The sequence below is a fragment of the Acinetobacter sp. genome (genome assembly GCF_036659555.1).
Taxonomy (GTDB): domain Bacteria; phylum Pseudomonadota; class Gammaproteobacteria; order Pseudomonadales; family Moraxellaceae; genus Acinetobacter.
Map to the genome: position 1 here is coordinate 1 of NZ_JAVXCI010000031.1, position 16,730 is coordinate 16,730.

At 49.1% G+C, this 16,730-nt stretch carries 14 protein-coding genes; 3 read left to right on the top strand and 11 right to left on the bottom strand.

Features of this window, described 5'->3' with window-relative positions:
* Positions 1–319: 319 nt before the first annotated feature.
* The 8 genes from RSA72_RS06010 to RSA72_RS06045 all read right to left on the bottom strand — a co-directional run bounded on the left by RSA72_RS06010 (position 320) and on the right by RSA72_RS06045 (position 12,445).
* Positions 320–589 (bottom strand): hypothetical protein, encoded by a 270-nt coding sequence (locus RSA72_RS06010; RefSeq protein WP_332632873.1) that lies wholly within the window; start codon positions 587–589, stop codon positions 320–322.
* 458 nt (positions 590–1,047) lie between these two features.
* Complete coding sequence (locus RSA72_RS06015) at positions 1,048–1,407, bottom strand: hypothetical protein (protein WP_332624203.1); 360 nt, start codon at positions 1,405–1,407, stop codon at positions 1,048–1,050.
* A 346-nt stretch (positions 1,408–1,753) separates the two neighbouring features.
* Positions 1,754–2,179, bottom strand: coding sequence for a roadblock/LC7 domain-containing protein (locus tag RSA72_RS06020; protein ID WP_332624204.1), 426 nt, complete (start codon positions 2,177–2,179; stop codon positions 1,754–1,756).
* Positions 2,180–2,191: 12 nt separating this feature from the next.
* Positions 2,192–2,731, bottom strand: coding sequence for a GTP-binding protein (locus tag RSA72_RS06025; protein WP_332624205.1), 540 nt, complete (start codon positions 2,729–2,731; stop codon positions 2,192–2,194).
* Between the two features lie 9 nt (positions 2,732–2,740).
* Positions 2,741–3,493, bottom strand: a complete 753-nt coding sequence (locus RSA72_RS06030; protein ID WP_332632874.1) for a hypothetical protein — start codon at positions 3,491–3,493, stop codon at positions 2,741–2,743.
* A 289-nt stretch (positions 3,494–3,782) separates the two neighbouring features.
* Positions 3,783–4,142 (bottom strand): roadblock/LC7 domain-containing protein, encoded by a 360-nt coding sequence (locus tag RSA72_RS06035; protein WP_332624208.1) that lies wholly within the window; start codon positions 4,140–4,142, stop codon positions 3,783–3,785.
* A gap of 1,011 nt (positions 4,143–5,153) precedes the next feature.
* Positions 5,154–9,677, bottom strand: coding sequence for a translocation/assembly module TamB domain-containing protein (locus tag RSA72_RS06040; RefSeq protein ID WP_332632875.1), 4,524 nt, complete (start codon positions 9,675–9,677; stop codon positions 5,154–5,156).
* A gap of 23 nt (positions 9,678–9,700) precedes the next feature.
* A complete protein-coding gene (locus RSA72_RS06045; RefSeq protein WP_332632877.1) occupies positions 9,701–12,445 on the bottom strand; it encodes an autotransporter assembly complex protein TamA in 2,745 nt (914 codons plus the stop codon).
* 176 nt (positions 12,446–12,621) lie between these two features.
* Between RSA72_RS06045 and RSA72_RS06050 the strand changes: the two genes are divergently transcribed.
* The 3 genes from RSA72_RS06050 to RSA72_RS06060 all read left to right on the top strand — a co-directional run bounded on the left by RSA72_RS06050 (position 12,622) and on the right by RSA72_RS06060 (position 15,187).
* Positions 12,622–13,941, top strand: a complete 1,320-nt coding sequence (locus tag RSA72_RS06050) for an MFS transporter (protein WP_332632879.1) — start codon at positions 12,622–12,624, stop codon at positions 13,939–13,941.
* 4 nt (positions 13,942–13,945) lie between these two features.
* Positions 13,946–14,581 carry a 2-polyprenyl-3-methyl-6-methoxy-1,4-benzoquinone monooxygenase gene (gene coq7, locus RSA72_RS06055; protein ID WP_068912551.1) on the top strand — a complete coding sequence of 212 codons (636 nt, stop codon included), beginning with the start codon at positions 13,946–13,948 and terminating at the stop codon, positions 14,579–14,581.
* Between the two features lie 93 nt (positions 14,582–14,674).
* Positions 14,675–15,187 carry a GNAT family N-acetyltransferase gene (locus RSA72_RS06060; RefSeq protein WP_332623981.1) on the top strand — a complete coding sequence of 171 codons (513 nt, stop codon included), beginning with the start codon at positions 14,675–14,677 and terminating at the stop codon, positions 15,185–15,187.
* 109 nt (positions 15,188–15,296) lie between these two features.
* Here the strand turns inward: RSA72_RS06060 and RSA72_RS06065 are convergent, their stop codons facing one another.
* Genes RSA72_RS06065 through folB form a run of 3 tightly spaced genes read right to left on the bottom strand, consistent with a single transcriptional unit; the run spans position 15,297 to position 16,659 of the window.
* A complete protein-coding gene (locus RSA72_RS06065; protein ID WP_332623982.1) occupies positions 15,297–15,806 on the bottom strand; it encodes a hypothetical protein in 510 nt (169 codons plus the stop codon).
* Positions 15,807–15,848: 42 nt separating this feature from the next.
* Positions 15,849–16,322: a 2-amino-4-hydroxy-6-hydroxymethyldihydropteridine diphosphokinase gene (locus RSA72_RS06070; protein WP_332623983.1), complete on the bottom strand. Its 474-nt coding sequence runs from the start codon at positions 16,320–16,322 to the stop codon at positions 15,849–15,851.
* Entirely contained in the window at positions 16,279–16,659 is a 381-nt protein-coding gene (folB, locus tag RSA72_RS06075) for a dihydroneopterin aldolase (protein WP_332632881.1), read from the bottom strand. Before folB ends, RSA72_RS06070 begins: the two co-directional genes overlap by 44 nt.
* Positions 16,660–16,730 lie beyond the last annotated feature (71 nt).

Here is a 16,730-nt window from a genome sequence, read left to right on the forward strand (position 1 = left end):
CGTGTTGGCGGTAAGCTTCTAGCACAGTGTTATTCCTCTTTTTTAAAAAATTACCTGCGAATTCCGGCCATGTTAAGGCTTCGCAAATAATATGGACTGCTTGATTTTACTAAAATTCCAGTTAAAAGTTAATGCAAGTGAAGTGTTTCTTCGTGATGCCCGTTATTTATTAGCTAAATGTTGCATCATTGATTATTCAGCAATCAAATCCTTTACTTAGAACACTTATTTTTGGCAAAAAACGGCTTTCAACTTTAATTTCGCCATAAAAAAAGGCAATCCAATTCTGCCTGCCTTTTTATGAAAATCATATTCAACCTTAGTGTACTGTGGTTTGCATCAAATACTGATGCAATTCTGTACGTGAACCCATGAATTTAACTAACCACTGGTCTTCAAATAAACCTGCATGCCCAGAGCTGGCAAAGGAAATATCGACTGCATAGCGCTCTGAGGCATCCTGCAATTTCCGTTTCAAGTAAACGCGGTCCCCAATGCTCAGCACATAATTGCCGCCGCCGATAATCGCAACGCCCTGCTCATCTTCCAAGAGTAAATCTGCATGATGCATATAGCCTACAACATCCATTTGCGCCCCCTCTTGCTTATGTAATTCTGAATTTTATTATTCTTTAAAAAGATAAGCTTTTCCAGTTTTTAGATTTAGCAAATTGTCACAAGTTATATTTTAAGCATTGCTTAGGCTATTTAAAAGAAAAGATAAAAAACCGTTCCTTAGAACTAATGCTGATCAGTTAAGGAGTTTCGCCGTAAAATTCTTAACCTTTTAGGCTATTCACGGCGGAGTCTTACCGTCTTTAAATCGCATTTTTGGAGCTCGTTTTGTTCTTTTGTTTCGCCAAAAGAACCAAAAGCATTTGTCATCCGCGAAACCTGTTCACTTTCTGCACTTAAATAATTTTATTGCAAAAACAGTCCATTTCAAAGATCACATAGGTTGCGGATGACGCTTCCGCGTATCAAATAACATCGCAAGTTAAAAAAAGAAAAAGCCAGTCAATCTCTTAACTGACTGGCATTAGTTCCTTAGAACGGTTTGTAATCCGGCATTTCATCATGCGGCGTCGCAATGCATTTTTCTGTAAATTCACTGCGGATTTTTTCACGCACCGCTTCTACATCGCCCTTAATTTCCGCTTCAGGCAAGGCATACACTTCATCAATAATGCTGAGGATGAATTTCTTCGTGGTTTCATCCTCAATTTTGCCTGCGTGTTCTACAGCCTTGTCTTTGGCAATGGCATTTTGACGGTCAAGCATGATGGTGCGCGCGGCGTTGCCTACGCTGCGGCAGTAACCCTGCCACTGCTCTTCCGGGGTTAAAGGCTTTTTCTCTGCACAGCCAGCCAGCGCAATCAAAACTGATAAAGCGAGTAACTTTTTCATGAAAAATCTCCTACATGGCAGCACTATAAAAGATCAGCATGAATTTGTCATTTTAATTCAAATCAGCGCGCCCCAATTGCGGTTCGATGATGCATCAATTAAAGCAAAACCATAAAGTCAGGGCGGAAAATTCTCCGCTGCGCTTTAGCCGGTCTGCCTGTCTATCAATCCAGCGGCCGCTGTGCAGGATAAGCGGAACTTCACGCCGCAGTAAAAAGCTGATCCTGAAATTCTGCTTTTCAGCATCATTGAAATGGTCCCGAATGAACGGATAGCGGCAGAATCAAACTAAAGCCCATGAATTGCAGATTTAAATGCGCCAGCTCGAACTTGAACTGGCGCTTATTTATCCGGGAACAGTCAGGTTAAATTGCCTGATTTCTTCAGCCGACTTTTTAATGCAATACAAAAGCTGCCCCAGCAATATATCTTTTGATGCCAAAACAACCAGAATCATTGGATATTCATCATGGGGAACAGCTGTGAGAACCGCTTGGCCATTTTCAGCCTCCAGCGTCAGGCTTTGGCAGCCATGCAGGCTGATCTCACCCATAAATGCCTGCACCATCGCTAAAATAGAACTGCTGACAGCGGCGATCTTCCCTGAGTTTCCTGCACTTTTTTTATCAGCGGAAGCCAGCTTGAAACCATCCGCAAAACAGGCCATCACAAATTCAACACCGGGAACATCCGCAAGGATATTGCCGACATGATGGCCTGCAAATTCGATAAGATCCTGCGGCGCAGTACGGTTTAATTCACTAAATGGCATAGACCTGGCACCTTAACTTAGAAGCCTGGCTTCGGCATTCGCAATTAAAGCTTCGACCAGCAACAGCACATCTTCTTTAACACGGCCATCGATAAAAAATAGCGGATACACTTTGCCTTTGTTTGCGCTTTCCCACTCGCGGTAGATGGCTGTAGTATTCTGCGTCCTTTTATCTAAATGCGTAATGCCGATGATAATATTGTCACTGACCGCCTTAAAGTAATCCAAATAAAAATTCAAATTCTCAATTGGATGGTCAGCGCTGTGGTCAATTAAAATAACCGTTCCTACAGCACCCTTGCTGATTGCGCTCCAGATAAAATCGAAACGCTCTTGCCCCGGGGTGCCGTACAGGCCGACTTTTGTCCCATCCTCTAAAACCAATTCACCATAATCAATTCCCACCGTAGTAAATATTTTTTGATGCGATGCAGCATCGGTATTCATGGCTTCTGTAGACAGCACATTGATATTCGACAGGGCTTTAATGGCTGCGCTTTTGCCAGCCCCCACTGTTCCGGCAAAGACAATTTTATGTTGATGCAGAATCATAATCCCCTCTTATAATCCAAGTTTTTTACGCAATTTACTGAAGAAACCGCGCACTCTCCCAGTATGATCAGGCGCTTTTCCGGCGGCATCAGACTGAATATACAGCGCTTCCTGCTCAGGAATTTCCCCAATCATCCGGGCAATATCGCAGGCAAACAGATAGCGGTTGACCGTATCTGCGCTAACCCCCATTTTCTCCTGCACATATTGGCCGGTACAGCCGCGGCTGAAGTATGCAGATATCTTCAGCACTTCATTGCGTTCCTGCTTTAAAGCCGGCTGAGGCCAGCTCAGCAGCTGATAGGCTTTGCTGTATTCCGGCAGCTCATAGGCCAAACAACTCCATACAAACTGCCAGATACCGTGGCTTAAGTCGCTTGATTTATACTTAGACTTGAAATTAACAATATTATTTATGTCTGCAGGAACAACCTCTATCGCGCTGAGATTGAATTTATTTAAATCGGTATTTAAATAAAATTCTTTTTTCTTCACATCAAAAAACGCAATAATGTTCAGCCCGCTTTTAATCATAAAATTATTAATGTTTGAGTACTCGCTATAAACCTTGTCAAAAGCAGAATAAACCGCCTGACAGCTCAGCTTCGGTTTTTTAGGCTGTTCTTTGCATTCCGGCCCAGATATAGCGGTTTTATCGCGGCATGACTGAGGAATAATAATCGCCTGCTTCAGCCATTCACTCAGCTCACCTGCAGAATGCAGCGGCAAGTACAGCGTATTATTTCGGACTTTACCTGCCAAATTTTCATTTTTACTCAATTTTAAAATATGCAGATGCGCTTTATTTACCCGATTAATATCAGTGAGTTCAATAAGATCATCGCTAATTAGCAATATTTGCAAATTTTTATCGGCAATATTTGTCCAATTTATTTTATATTGATTTAAAATTTGTTCAGTAATAATTCTTTTTAGATCATTAATGACAGACAGGCTTAATCCTAATACAGAAATATAGATAGAATTATTCATAATTTAATTGGCAATAATAAAGGCTATTGCCTTATTCAGATAATAGCCTTGCTGGAATTTAAGAAAAATCTAATCCTTTTTCAAAATGCTTCAGCTCATGGCGCGCCATTGCTAAATTAGCTTTGCTGCGGTCTAAAACAAAATATAAAAACAGCGCATCATTTGAATCCAAAGGACGGATCAGGTGGTACTGCCTGCCCAAAGTAATCAGAATGTCTTCGATTGAATCATTTAAATTCAATGCCTTCGCAACTTTCCGCTTAGAACGCACGATTTCAGTATTGCCGGCAGCAGCAAGCTCTAAGTCAATTGTATTGCTGCCTTGAGCAGCAAGCGTAAGGCCGCTTTCACTGTCCACCAGCGCAGCAGCAATAAAACCATCAATATCAGTTAGGCTTTCTAAAGAAATTTTAGCCATGTTTCCCCTCATTATTATTAAACACTTAACAAAAAACTTACATATTGAATGAAGTGTCACACAAATTAGCATCAATTAAGTACAAGAGCAGTGATAATAAAGCTCTTTTTGCTGCACTTTTGTTACAAAATAAGTGCTTTAATTTCTCTAAATGCGAAATTGCAGTGCTGATAAAAAGTTTGCATGATTGATTAAATCAACAGCTTTTTTGCTCTGATTTGCACTCAAATTTTCTGATATTTTAAGAAATTTAGTTTAATTGGAAATTGCCTGCCGGCAGAGTTTTAGCTTGGGAAGCGATGATCAAAGATGCCGGAAAAACAGCAGCGCAGCAGCTTTAAAACAGAAAATTCTCTTTTTTATATAAATTGCGCGCTTTTGTGCGCAGAATACAAGCACGCCAGCTCTGGCTACTTAAAATGCCCAATTATAAGCCAATAAAAAAACCGGCTTGAATAAAAAAGGCCTGTTTAACTCTCCCAAATTAAACAGGCCGATCACGCTTAAAATTTTATACTGTATTGCTGTTTTTAATTTTCACTTAATATACAAATAAATTCTTTCAGAAATATGACTGTGGCAAAAAATATTGCGCGGCGCGCAGAAATTTAAACCGGAGGATCATCATCCCAGCAGGCTGCCCTATCCTGCGTCAGCGAAAGGGCTTTACACACTGTAAAAGCACAATAGCCATGATGGAAAACTTAAGCCTTAAATCCGCAGCAACGGAAATAAAAAAATGCCCAGCTAAGAGTCATCGGCTGGGCAAAGAAATTGTTTTATTGAGTTCTTGAGCCAATCATAGCCAATACCGCACACAATTACAAATGATTATTAATAGCATTTATTGAGCTATTCAGCTGATGCCTAACGCTTGACGATGCAGGCCTGATATCCACAGCCCATCTTGCAGCATTTCCGCTATTCAATTGCGTCCAAACATATTAAAAAAACAATTTTTTAAAGCAAAAGCCCAGCAGATTCATGCGCGGGCTTTTGCCTTAACAGCTGCTAGAAGCGCCAATTGTAGAACAAGTCAATTGCGCGCTCTAAGGACTGGCTGGCCTCCAAATACAGGCGCTGATTCATTTGATAGCGCATTGTCAGTTTATTGACTGGCGTAAATACGCCGACGCCATAGCGAATGAATAAATCTGGAGTGATATAGCCTGTTACAGATACCTGCGTGTCATCCCCGGTGCCTTGCGCGTCCAATGCCAAGCCACTCAGGCCAAAGGTGCGGCCAATTTGGTTGGTTAGCGCGCGTGTGCCGCCTAAGCCCATGCTGATGCCGGCGGCCGCAATGGTATTGTTCACATCCGATTTAAAGCCTTCTGTCTGGCTTAAACCGCTGCTGCCTTCATTAATGCGGCCGGTAATCAATGCATTCAAGGCTTCCTGCTCAGACAGGCCGGCATCATTATAAATCTGAATATTCGGGCCAGACGCGGTGCCGGTTACGCGGAAACCGACCGTGCTGCCCTGCACAGATTTGTTGGCGTCAATGTCCAACGTCGGGTTGGCCAATGGCCCATTAAAACGGGCAATGGCGCGGTTCAGATCCAGACTTTGCCCATAGGCTTCAATCTTGACGCGCTGCGGCACGCCAATGGCGCCATTGGCGCGCATGGCTGTTTCCAGGCCGCGCTGCGACAGGTTTAAACGGCCAATGAGCGGAATGCGGCTGTCAAAGCCTTGGAAAATCACCTGCTTGCCCAAACTTAAGGCAATATCGGCGCGGATATCCCACGGCCGGGCAGAACGCAAAATTTCCAGCTGATTATCGCCTTCATGCACAATGCGCACATCCGGCGACACATTCACCACTGGCGCAGTGGCTTCCGGCATTGAAATGAGCGCCTTAGGCACATCAACCGAGCCGGTCAGCACTAAGCGCTTCTTAAAGGGCAGCAAATCAAGCTTCAAATCCGGCGTCACCACTGCCGTAATCAGCGGCGCCTGACGGATCAGCAGGTCTTTTGCCTTCAGATGCAGCTGCACGCGCGGCTCATCTTTCCAGTCAACCGAGCCGGTCAGCCTGCCGGCGCCCTGGCCGCTGTTGAATGCGCCATTGATGCTGGCGCTGTCCTGACGGACTGAAGAATACAGCTGAATATTGGTTAAATTGACCGGCAGGGAAATCATGCTGATTGAGCCGTCTTTGACCCGGATTTCACCCTCCATCAGCGGGTCGGCCAGCGTGCCGCTGATTTTGCCCGCATAGGACAATGTGCCGCCCATTGAGCGCACATCCTGAATAAACGGCTTCAGGACTTTCAGCTGCACTTGGTTAAATGCAATTTCACCGCGCATCGGCTTGCTGTCTTTATACGGATCGATAATGACATTGGCATAGCCCGTGCCGATATCCGGCGCTTTGGTATCCAGACGGATCTGCAGGCCATCAGCGACACTTTTCGCAATCAGGCTGACTTCATCATATTTCATGGTGGAGCCAAGGTACTGCGGATCTTCAGCAGCCAATCCAACTACGCCGTCACGGGTCAGCAGGCGCGCGTCAATTTTCGGGCGCGCGCCTTCGGCCCATGACGCTTTGGCATAGCCGTTGACTTTGCCGGTAATCGCCAAGCCTTCCGGCATGAAGGCAGCAAAATCATTCAAGTCCACATTGCGGGTAATGAAAGAAACATGGCCGCGGCTTGGACTGATGCGGACCGGCTGATCAAAACACAGTTCGCTTTGCTGGCTCATCCAGCAATGCGCGCCAATAAACAGGTCAGACTGCGCTGCTGTATAGATCACCGACGCATTCTGGCGCTGCACCAGACGCGTGCGCATCGAGTCGAAATCGCCTTTCTGAAGCTGGCCCAGCCAATTGTTCTGCGCGTTGAATCCGCCAGCCAGCTGCACTTTAAATTTGGTCAGCTTATTTTCAGCATCCACTTTTAAAATATGCGCGCTGCGGGTTCCCGCCAGGGAAATTTCCCCCTTCAGGATTTGACGCGTGCCGCTGCGCAGATTCTCCATGCGCGCCACCAGCAAGGTTGGCGCAGTTTGCGATGTCGGCAGCTGGCCCTGCACCCGCATTTTTTTGATGCTGAATAAATTGTTAAAGCCGAAATTGTCTACCGCCAGATTGGCGGAAGCCTGCAGGCGCGGCTGCACCTGCATATTCACATAGCCGTAGGCGCGGCCGCGCAGGCCGGCGTAAATTTCATACAGCGCCGGCGCATTGACTTTCAGGCGCAGGTTCTGCGCATTGCCGCTGGCCTGAATCTGGTTGCTGGCATAGGCTAGGAATAAATCATTGGCTTCAAACTGCTGCGGCATAAAGCCTTTTTGATTTGAATCAATCACCAGCGCCAAATTGCCTTTGCCGCGCACCGGCTTGCCGTTAAGCGTGCCGGCCAAGTTCAGGCGCTGAATCTGCACGCGCTTAAGCGCATCTGACCAAAGGCCCTGCGTTTTGACATTGCCCGACAGTTCGCCGCGCAGATTGGAAGCGAAATAATGCGGCTTAAAGCGCACCAGTGACGCATTTACATCCCAGCCGATGCCGTTTTTCAGGTTCAGCATGCCGCTGGCTAAAATTTTTCCGGCCACGCCGTCATGCTTCAGCTGGGCGATTTTAATCAGTTCCGGCGTGCCTGAAATTTTAAGGCTGAGCAGGCCTTTACTGGCCGCCACTTGGCTGGCATTCAGGCTGCCGTCATAATTGACCGCAAAGCTTTTAAAGCCGCCGCCGGCTTTTTCATTATGGAACATCAGCGCAGCCGTGCTTCTGCCGGTCAAACGCACCGTTTCATTCTGCTGCGCCAAACGGCCGGTCAAATCCACCGCATCCAAATGAATAATCTGCTGATCCGGCTTGGCGTAGCCGCTGGCTTTCACCGAGCCGTTCAGGCGGTCAACCGGCGCTTCGGCGGCAATAGTCTGCGGATTGAAATCCTGCGCATTTAAAATGGCATTCCATTTCAGCTGGCGCTTTTTGTCCGGCAGCTGCACCGATGCGCTGCCTTTCAGCAGGCCTTTTTCCGCCATGTAGCTGAAGCCCGGCACATTCAGATTATTGCCTTTTACATTCAGCTGCGCCTGATACTGGCCTGCAGGCAGCAGGCCTTTTTCATGGCGCGCAACGGAGGCGGAGGCCTGAATATTCTGCTGCCCTTCGGCCAATGCCAGTTTTGCATTGCCTGATGCGCTGGCAAGCCAGCCAATATACGGAACAGCGCGGTTAATATTTTTCCAGGACACATCCAGCTGCAGCGGCTGGGCTTTTTTATTCTTTTCCGGAGCCTGATCGAGCTTGAGACTCCAAGTTTCATAGCGGTCAAAAGCGGCCAATGCGGTTAAATGCAGGCCTTTTTCCAGACTGCCTTTAGAAGCGATTTTTGCATCCAGACTTGGCGGCAGAAAGTCCTGCACCTCCTGCGGAATCAGTTTGTCTTTCGGGTTCAGCTTGTCCAGGCGGCCTTGCATATCCCAAGTGACATGGTCTTTCCAGCTGACTGTGCCGGCCAGATTCACCGCGCCTTTCATCAGCTGGCCATTCAGGCTGTCTATTGTCAGCTGATGAACCAGATCGGTATGCATTACGGCATTGTACTGGCCCTTGGGAATGTTTTCGCCCGTCAAATCTGTAATGACATTTAAATTCAAGCGGTTAATATCGCCATTAAACCGGCCCACACCGTCTTTAATAAACAGCTTCTGCTCGGTGAGCAAGGGCAAATGGTAATTTTTAAACTTCAGCGCGCCCTGCATCGGCACATGCGGGCGCATTGGATGCACCACGGCCCAGCCCTTCAGCAGGTCCGGGGTATTGGCAGCCACGCCGGCTTCAATGGTATCCAGCGTGCCGCGCGCAGCAACCTGAATATCACGGACATTCAGGCTGTCATGCAGGGCCGGAAGATTGAGCACGGCGGTCGCATTGAGCGGATACTTGCCTTCAAATTTCATGCTGCCTGTGGCATTTCGCACATTCAGGTAGCCCATATCCATGCGCGAATCTGCAAATTTCAGCGCAGTGCCAGACCACAGCGCTTCATTTAAATGAATATCATTAAAATCGACATCGGCCGCATGCGTTTTGATCAGCAGGCGGTCAACATCCGCGCTGTCTACCCGCAGCACAAACGGCAGGCGGATTTCACCGAACTTAAACGGTTCGTCGCTGGGCGGTGTTTTGGTAATAATCTGCAGATTGCGCACATCTGCGCGGCGCAAATGAATTTCTTTATTGATGATGGCGCGCCAGCCCAGCTGGACATCCGCCCGGTCAATTTTCACATCGACAGGCTTCAAGCTGACCAAGACATTGCGCAGGATAATGCCGCGCCACAAATTGCCGCCTTCATATTCATAGCGGATGATCTGCTGGCGTTCCAGCACGCGGTCGAGCAGAAACCTGCTGCCTTTGTCGGTCGAAAACATTACAGCTAAAGCAGCCGCCAGCAGCAGCACGATCAGCAGCAGTGACAAAAGCACACTGCGCAAAATACCGCGCTTTTTCGGCGGCGCGTCTGGCGTATTGTCCGGAGTTTGATCCTGCTGCTGTTCTTGTTCAGCCATAATGGTCTTAAATCACCTGAAAATTAGAGTTGCGAGCCAATAAAGAAATGGATGCGGACGGGATGATTTTCATCTGAAAGGCCAGCCGCCACATCAATGCGGATTGGGCCAATCGGCGATGCCCAGCGCAGCCCTAAACCGGCGCTGTAGGCGGTTTCGGTATTGAAGGCCTTATCATAGGCATTGCCGACGTCGCTGAATACCGCCGCGCGCCAGCCTTCCTTAAACTGGTAGTTATATTCCAGCGAGCCGACCGCCAAAGCCTGACCGCCGACTTTAAAGCCGTTTTCTTCAGCGGCCAGGCTTTTATAGTCAAAACCGCGGATCGTTTGGTCGCCGCCGGTAAAATAGCGCAGGTTATACGGCACTTTGGCAAAATCTTCAGTCAAAATATAGCCGATGTCGCTGCGTCCGACAAACTGATGATTGTCATTTTCCCCAAGGGAATAAATAAAGCGCCAGCCTGCGCTCAGAATCGCCATATCCGCATCAGATAGTAATTTTTCAGAACCCAGCTCAACCTTGTAGGTTTGCTTAAAGCCTTTGCCGGGGTTCACGCGCTTATCGCTGACGGTGCGCGATACTTCATAGCCCAGCAGCAAAGATTCCTGTTCACTGTTGGAATTAACCAAGAATGCATCCGGAATCTCGCTGGCATCCATAATGCCGCTTTGCGTAATGCGGTCTAAACGGTAGCGCGCGCCAATGGTCTGCTGCCAGCTGCCGCGCGGATTTTTAATCACGCGGTCCGCCCCGGCAACGGCTGATTCTATCATCAGGCTAACATCCTGACCGACATCTTCACGCTCTTCGCGTTCATAGCCGCCGACCAGGCTGATATAGTCATTCAGCGGATGCTTATACGGCATGTTGTAGCGCCCGTCTATTGACTGGCGGATGGTTGAAACTTCCATGTTGGCGTCAAAGGAATGCCCGCGGCTGTTGACAATAGCGCGCCGGTATTGGCCGCGCAGGCGCGGCCCGGTGTCTGTGCCGAAACCGGCGCCGATTTCAGCGCTGTTCAGCTTGTCCGCATTCAGGGTCACAATCACCGGCACTTTTTTCTCTGCGCGCGCCTGCGCCTGCAAACGCTCCTGTTCCTGCTCTTTCTGCTCCTGCTGGCTCTGCATAGCGCGCAGGGCGCCATTTTTTTCGCGCTCATTGACGCCGGCAAACTGCGCTTCATTGACCAGACTCTGCGAAACTTCCTTATTTGAAGCAACCGCTTTTTTATCCTGCACCGCAGCTGCGCTTTCTTCCAGCTGATGCTGATCGACCAGCGCCTGAAGATCCGGCGGCAGCTCTAAAGGCAGTTCAATAGGGTCTGGACGCACAGCATCGACCAGCGTGTAATTAAAATAGCGCGAGTTGGTTAAGTTATTGGCCAGGCCATTGACCCGCCAGGAGGTATAATCTGCGCCATCTTCCCAGGTGACTAAGCTTGCCAGAATATCCGGATCCAGCGGAAACGCGGCGCTTGGATTGCTCATGCGGAATTCCACATTGCCCAGCTTATAGCGCCCGCCGGTTTCATAGCGCAAATTAATGTCTGCGGTATTTTGCGGCTGCGCGACTTTGACATCATGCAGGCGCCAGTAGGCATCGAAATAGCCGTTATTTGAGGCAGCGTCAGTAATCCTGGCCTTGGTAGTTTCATAGGCGCCGTGATGCAGAATATCGCCGACATCCTGATCCGGCAGGACGCTGATGACTTGGAACTGCGCGTCATTGGCGCCGCTGCCGCTGAACTCAACATCGTGCGCTTTAATCAGTACAGGCATGTTCGGCACAACAGAAACCCTGACGCGGCTGCTGCTGAGCTTTTCAAACTTGAATTCAGGATTATAAAACCCGACCGCTTGAGCTGCCTGATTGGACAGCGCTCTTAGCTGCGGCAGCGCCGACGGAAAGTCGCTGAAGGACTCCACGGTAAAGCTGGACAGCTTGCCTTTAATATTGGCTTTTAAATTCTCCAGCGACGCTGCATAGGCCTTGCTGGAAGCTTCGCTGGTATTTTCACTGGCCCGGATGACGACATCTGCGCTAATGCGGGGCACTTTCGCGGTGTTCAATTCACGCGGCGGACGCACTTTGTACCACAGGCGCGTCAGGAGGCCCGGCTCTTTATCACTGAGCGGCAGCACGGCGGCGAAAGGATCATCCTGCGGGCCGGCAGCGGGGTTGCTGGAAACGGAAATTTCGCTGTCCGCGCGGATGCTTTGCATCAGCTGATCGACATTGACCGGCGCCTGATTAATTTGCGCCAATTCCTGCTGGGTCATATCCGCAACCGCATTTTCAGTATTTTGAGACGCGCGGTAATTCTGCGCTTCGCGCTTGGCTTCTTCCGCCACCTGCAGGATTTCATTGGCCATGTTCTGATCGATTGGCGCTAGAGGCAAATCGTCCAGCTCTTCAAATTCAATCGGCTTGAAAGCTTCTATCGGCGCCGCGGAATTTTCCTGCTGCTGCAGCATCTGCATGCTGTCCGGGCCTTGCTCAAGCGCAGGCAGGGCTGGCATTTTTTCAGCGGCCTTTGGCATAGCCAGCTGCTGCGGCTGCGCAGCATCATCACGCTGCAGTTCTTCGGCAAGTTCCGCCAGTGCTGCGTCTGCAGGCTTGGCCGGATTTTCGGCTGCCATGCCCTGCTGCGCCAGAAGCGTTAAAAAGATGCTCATCCATAGGCGCTTATTGCTATGATGCCGGTGTACAATGTGACTCATACTCAGGTGAAGCATTGTCTTTTTAAAATTTATTTTTGCAGGCATAGCAAACTCTAAACAAATTCATTATGTAAGGGGCTGTTGGCCAAAAATATGAGCTGAAAAACTTAAATCAGCCGGGCTTTCACCATCCCCTAGGCCAAAAGTATCTTACATGATTTTTTTAGAGATTTTACCAAACAATCACATTTCTTAATAAAACTTAATGCAGCACTAATCATATGAAGAACAGCGAACATCTTCTAGCCACCCGCCGTTTTCTGCCCATGTTTTTGACCCAGTTCTTTGGGGCATTGAATGACAATGTATATAAGCAAGCCCTGCTTCTGGTCATCACCTACGGCTGGATTCAGCAGCAGGCCGCCGAAATCAGCACCTTAAATAATTTAGCGGCTTTGCTGTTTATTTTGCCCTATTTTATTTTTTCTGCAACGGCCGGACAGCTGGCGGACAAATATGAGCGCTCGCAGCTGGTGCGGCTGCTGAAAATTGCTGAAATTCTGATTATGCTGATTGGCGCGGCTGGCTTCCTGCTGGGAAATTTATGGCTGCTTTTGCTGGCGCTGTTTTTAATGGGTACGCACTCCACCTTCTTTGGCCCGATCAAATACGCCATTCTGCCTGAAATTTTAAAGCCGGATGAGCTGATGTCCGGCAATGCCCTGTTTCAGTCTGGAACATCCATGGCCATTTTGATTGGCATGATCTTGGGCGGCGCAGTGATTTCAGCGTCTCAGGGCAATTTGCTGTGGATCAGCATAGCGGTTTTAGTGATAGCTTGCTTAGGCTATTTATCCAGCCGCTGTATTCTTAAGCAGGAAGTCACCTCGCCGCAGATTCAAATTGACTGGAACTTTTTCCGCACCAGCCTGCAGACCCTGAAATACGCCAAAAGCCTGCCGGTCATCTTTTTAATCCTTTTGGGTAATTCCTGGTACTGGTTCTATGGCGCCACTTATCTGACCCAGATTCCGCAGCTGACCCAGCAGAATCTGCATGCGTCTGAAAATGTGGTCAGCCTGCTGCTGACTTTGTTCTCGGTCGGAATTGGCGCCGGTTCGCTGCTGTGCCGCAGAATCGGCGGTTCAGCAGTGAATATTAAAATGGTGCCGCTGGGCGCTGCCGGGCTGACGCTGTTTGCGCTGTATCTGGCTGCCAGCCTGTCTTTTGTGCCTGAGCGCACCGGCCCGCTGCTTGGCCTGTCTGAAATCTTTCACGGCGGCTGGAGCTATTACCATGTGATGCTTGCAGTGACCCTGCTCGGCATCAGCGGCGGTTTTTACATTGTCCCGCTGTACGCCATGATGCAGGCCTATTCTCCGCGCTCGCACCGCGCCCGCGTGGTGGCCGCCAACAACATTTTAAATGCCGTTTTCATGGTATCCTCTGCTATATTCTCGATTATCATCTTAAGCATTCTGAAGATTGATATTAAAATACTGTTCTGCATTACGGCAGTGCTGAGCGCCATTTTTAGCATTTGGCTGCTGCAGCGCTTAAAGCCAATGCTTAAAACTGCGCAAGACTCACTGGAGGGTTAATTTCATGCGTCAATATACTGGTGTCGACAAGCTGATTCATTCTTTTGATCAGGCTTTGCGCAGCTTAGTTCCCGGTTCGACTGCAGCCCATAGAGAAAATCCAGGCGTTCAGGCCGATGCCAAACTTGCGGTGAGCGAAGCGCGCCATGTTGCGGGGCTGATGCGGGTCAATCACAGCGGCGAAGTCTGCGCGCAGGCGCTGTACCACGGCCAGGCGCTGACCGCCAAGCTGCCGAATGTGCGCCGCGAAATGGAACAAGCCGCCATTGAAGAACAGGACCATTTGGCCTGGTGCGAAGACCGCCTGAAAGAGCTGGACAGCCATACCAGCCTGCTGAACCCTGTTTGGTACGGCCTTTCTTTTGGCATGGGCGCGATTGCCGGCATTGCCGGCGACAAATACAGCCTTGGCTTTGTGGCGGAAACAGAGCGCCAAGTCAGCATGCATCTGCAGCATCACATCAGCCAATTGCCGCAGCAGGATGAGCGTTCACGCAAGATTCTGGTGCAGATGAATGAAGATGAGCTGCATCACCGCGACACGGCTTTAAATGCCGGCGGCGTAGATTTGCCGGCGGCGGTAAAAATTACCATGACGGCTATTTCCAAGCTGATGACCAAAACCAGCTACTACATTTAAGCGCTTTCATATTTGCTGAAATCTAAGCCTGCTTTTTCAGCAGGCTTTATTTTATGCTGATAAAACACCCTATAGAGCAGCATGGATAAAAGCATGAAGATTCGCCCTGAAACAGCACAGGATTACCCTGCTATTGAAAAGCTGATTTACGCAGCCTTTTTAAACCATCCGCACCATGCGCCGGGCGCTCAGCCTACGGAGCATTTAATCGTAGCGCGCCTGCGGGAAAACAACGCCATGAGCCTGGCGCTGGTTGCTGAAAATCAAAATCAGATTGCGGGACATATCGCCTTCTCCCCCATCAGCATTAATGGCCAGCCGTCACAGTGGTATGGGCTTGGCCCGGTTTCGGTCCTGCCATCCATGCAGAATCAAGGCATTGGCTCGCAGCTGATTCATGCAGGCTTGGAAATTTTAAAAGCGCGCAAGGCCGCAGGCGCCGTGCTTTTGGGTGAGCCTGAATACTACCGGCGTTTTGGCTTTCAGGCGCATCCGCATTTAACTTTGCCCGGCGCGCCAGCAGAATACTTCCTGATTAAGCCTTTAACCGACGGCGCTTACATACCGCAAGGCACCGCCGCCTATAATGCAGCTTTTGCAGGCTAACCCGCCTGCATATCCAAAGTTCATTTTACGCAGCTGACTCAACTTGCTCAACTTACTCAAACCAGGGGGGGACAGCAGCGCTGCGGCAGCGGCTTAAGTTTCCGGGTTTTTAGTCTTGGCCAATCAGCAGCTTGAATGACTCAGGCGCAAATTTTGCGGTTTCTTTCGGCAGCAGGGACGGATTGTTAGGATAGGCCTGCCCGTTAAATTTTAAAACCACTGTACCGTTGCCTTTGCTGTACAGGGCCAGATTTTTCCAGCCCTGGCTGGTTTTCGACAGCGCATAAATTGGAACATCGGCAACGGTCACTTTATTGACCAGCTGAAATTTCTGCTGATCAAGGCCGCGGAAAATCAGCATGGTGCAGCCGCCGGAACCGCACCAGTTTTGCCCCTGCAGCAAAACCACCGCGTCATCCACGCCGTCACCGTTTAAATCATCAAATGCCTTGAGGTAGGCAGCCTGATCTTGAGTATAGCCATGCACAGCCTGCTGCAGCTGTTCGGCAGCCTTTCCCAGATTTTGCTGCTTCAGGCTTTGCGCCGGCTGTTCTGTCACAGTGGCACAGCCGCCCAAAGTTGCAGTTAAGCACAAAGCGGTTAAATATTTATATTGCATTTCAAACCTTAAAATTATCGGCAGCGGTATCCGCTTGCAGTTTTATTTTAGCGCTGAACTGCTTCGTGTTGAACCCTGCGCAGCGGAAATTTCAATGGCTGGAAATGAATGGGCTGCGTGCTGAAACAATGCATGCGTCCATAAATCCAGCATTGGAATTTTGACATCCAAAGCCAAAGGCATTTTCTGCGGATTAAACTGCATTTGATCCAGATGGCTGCCCCATGCGATCAGGTCTGCATCTAAAGAAATCTGGTGCGATGGACGGATCCGGCCGGAATCCGCTTCCATTTTTTTCAGCAAAGCGGTCATTTCTTCAAGCGCCAAACGGCTGGTCAGCAAGCAGGCTGAGTTCCAGTAATCTGCGCCTATGCCGTCGCGGCAGGGAATCACATAAATTTTGGAAAATTCCGCAGCGCCCAGCGCTGAAATCTGCTGCACGGCGCTGCGGAAATGCTGTTCCGGATTGAAATTACTCGCCAGCGCTAGGGCGAAAATCGTTTCGGTGGCGTTCAAGACGAATTCCTACAGAATTTGCTTGCGCGATAATGGCAGGCTTACGGATGGTAATCATAATGGATTCCACCGATGCATAGGTAGTAAAAAGTGCGTCAAGCACCAGTTTGGCGGCATGTTCAATCAGTTCCGGCTGGGCTTTTTGAATCACTTGCGCGGAAATTTCACAAATTTCCGCATAGTTCAGCGTATCTTCCAGCCGGTCTGAATTTGACGCCTGCTCCAGGCTGGTCTGAATCGTAATATCCAGCATGAGGGGCTGAATAATCTGACGCTCCCAATTGAAACAGCCCACGACTGTATCAACTTTCAGGCCTTCAATAATAATGGCGTCCATATGCTCACTCTAATGTGATGAATCCCTCCCAGCCTCCCTTTAAAAAGGGCGGAGTTTTAAGCGGTTTTGCA

Coding starts and splice junctions, on each gene's coding strand:
- RSA72_RS06010 (WP_332632873.1), bottom strand. CDS start 589: ATGGATGTTGTAGGCTATATGCATCATGCAGATTTACTCTTGGAAGAT.
- RSA72_RS06015 (WP_332624203.1), bottom strand. CDS start 1,407: ATGAAAAAGTTACTCGCTTTATCAGTTTTGATTGCGCTGGCTGGCTGT.
- RSA72_RS06020 (WP_332624204.1), bottom strand. CDS start 2,179: ATGCCATTTAGTGAATTAAACCGTACTGCGCCGCAGGATCTTATCGAA.
- RSA72_RS06025 (WP_332624205.1), bottom strand. CDS start 2,731: ATGATTCTGCATCAACATAAAATTGTCTTTGCCGGAACAGTGGGGGCT.
- RSA72_RS06035 (WP_332624208.1), bottom strand. CDS start 4,142: ATGGCTAAAATTTCTTTAGAAAGCCTAACTGATATTGATGGTTTTATT.
- RSA72_RS06040 (WP_332632875.1), bottom strand. CDS start 9,677: ATGGCTGAACAAGAACAGCAGCAGGATCAAACTCCGGACAATACGCCA.
- RSA72_RS06045 (WP_332632877.1), bottom strand. CDS start 12,445: ATGCCTGCAAAAATAAATTTTAAAAAGACAATGCTTCACCTGAGTATG.
- RSA72_RS06050 (WP_332632879.1), top strand. CDS start 12,622: ATGAAGAACAGCGAACATCTTCTAGCCACCCGCCGTTTTCTGCCCATG.
- coq7 (WP_068912551.1), top strand. CDS start 13,946: ATGCGTCAATATACTGGTGTCGACAAGCTGATTCATTCTTTTGATCAG.
- RSA72_RS06060 (WP_332623981.1), top strand. CDS start 14,675: ATGAAGATTCGCCCTGAAACAGCACAGGATTACCCTGCTATTGAAAAG.
- RSA72_RS06065 (WP_332623982.1), bottom strand. CDS start 15,806: ATGCAATATAAATATTTAACCGCTTTGTGCTTAACTGCAACTTTGGGC.
- folB (WP_332632881.1), bottom strand. CDS start 16,659: ATGGACGCCATTATTATTGAAGGCCTGAAAGTTGATACAGTCGTGGGC.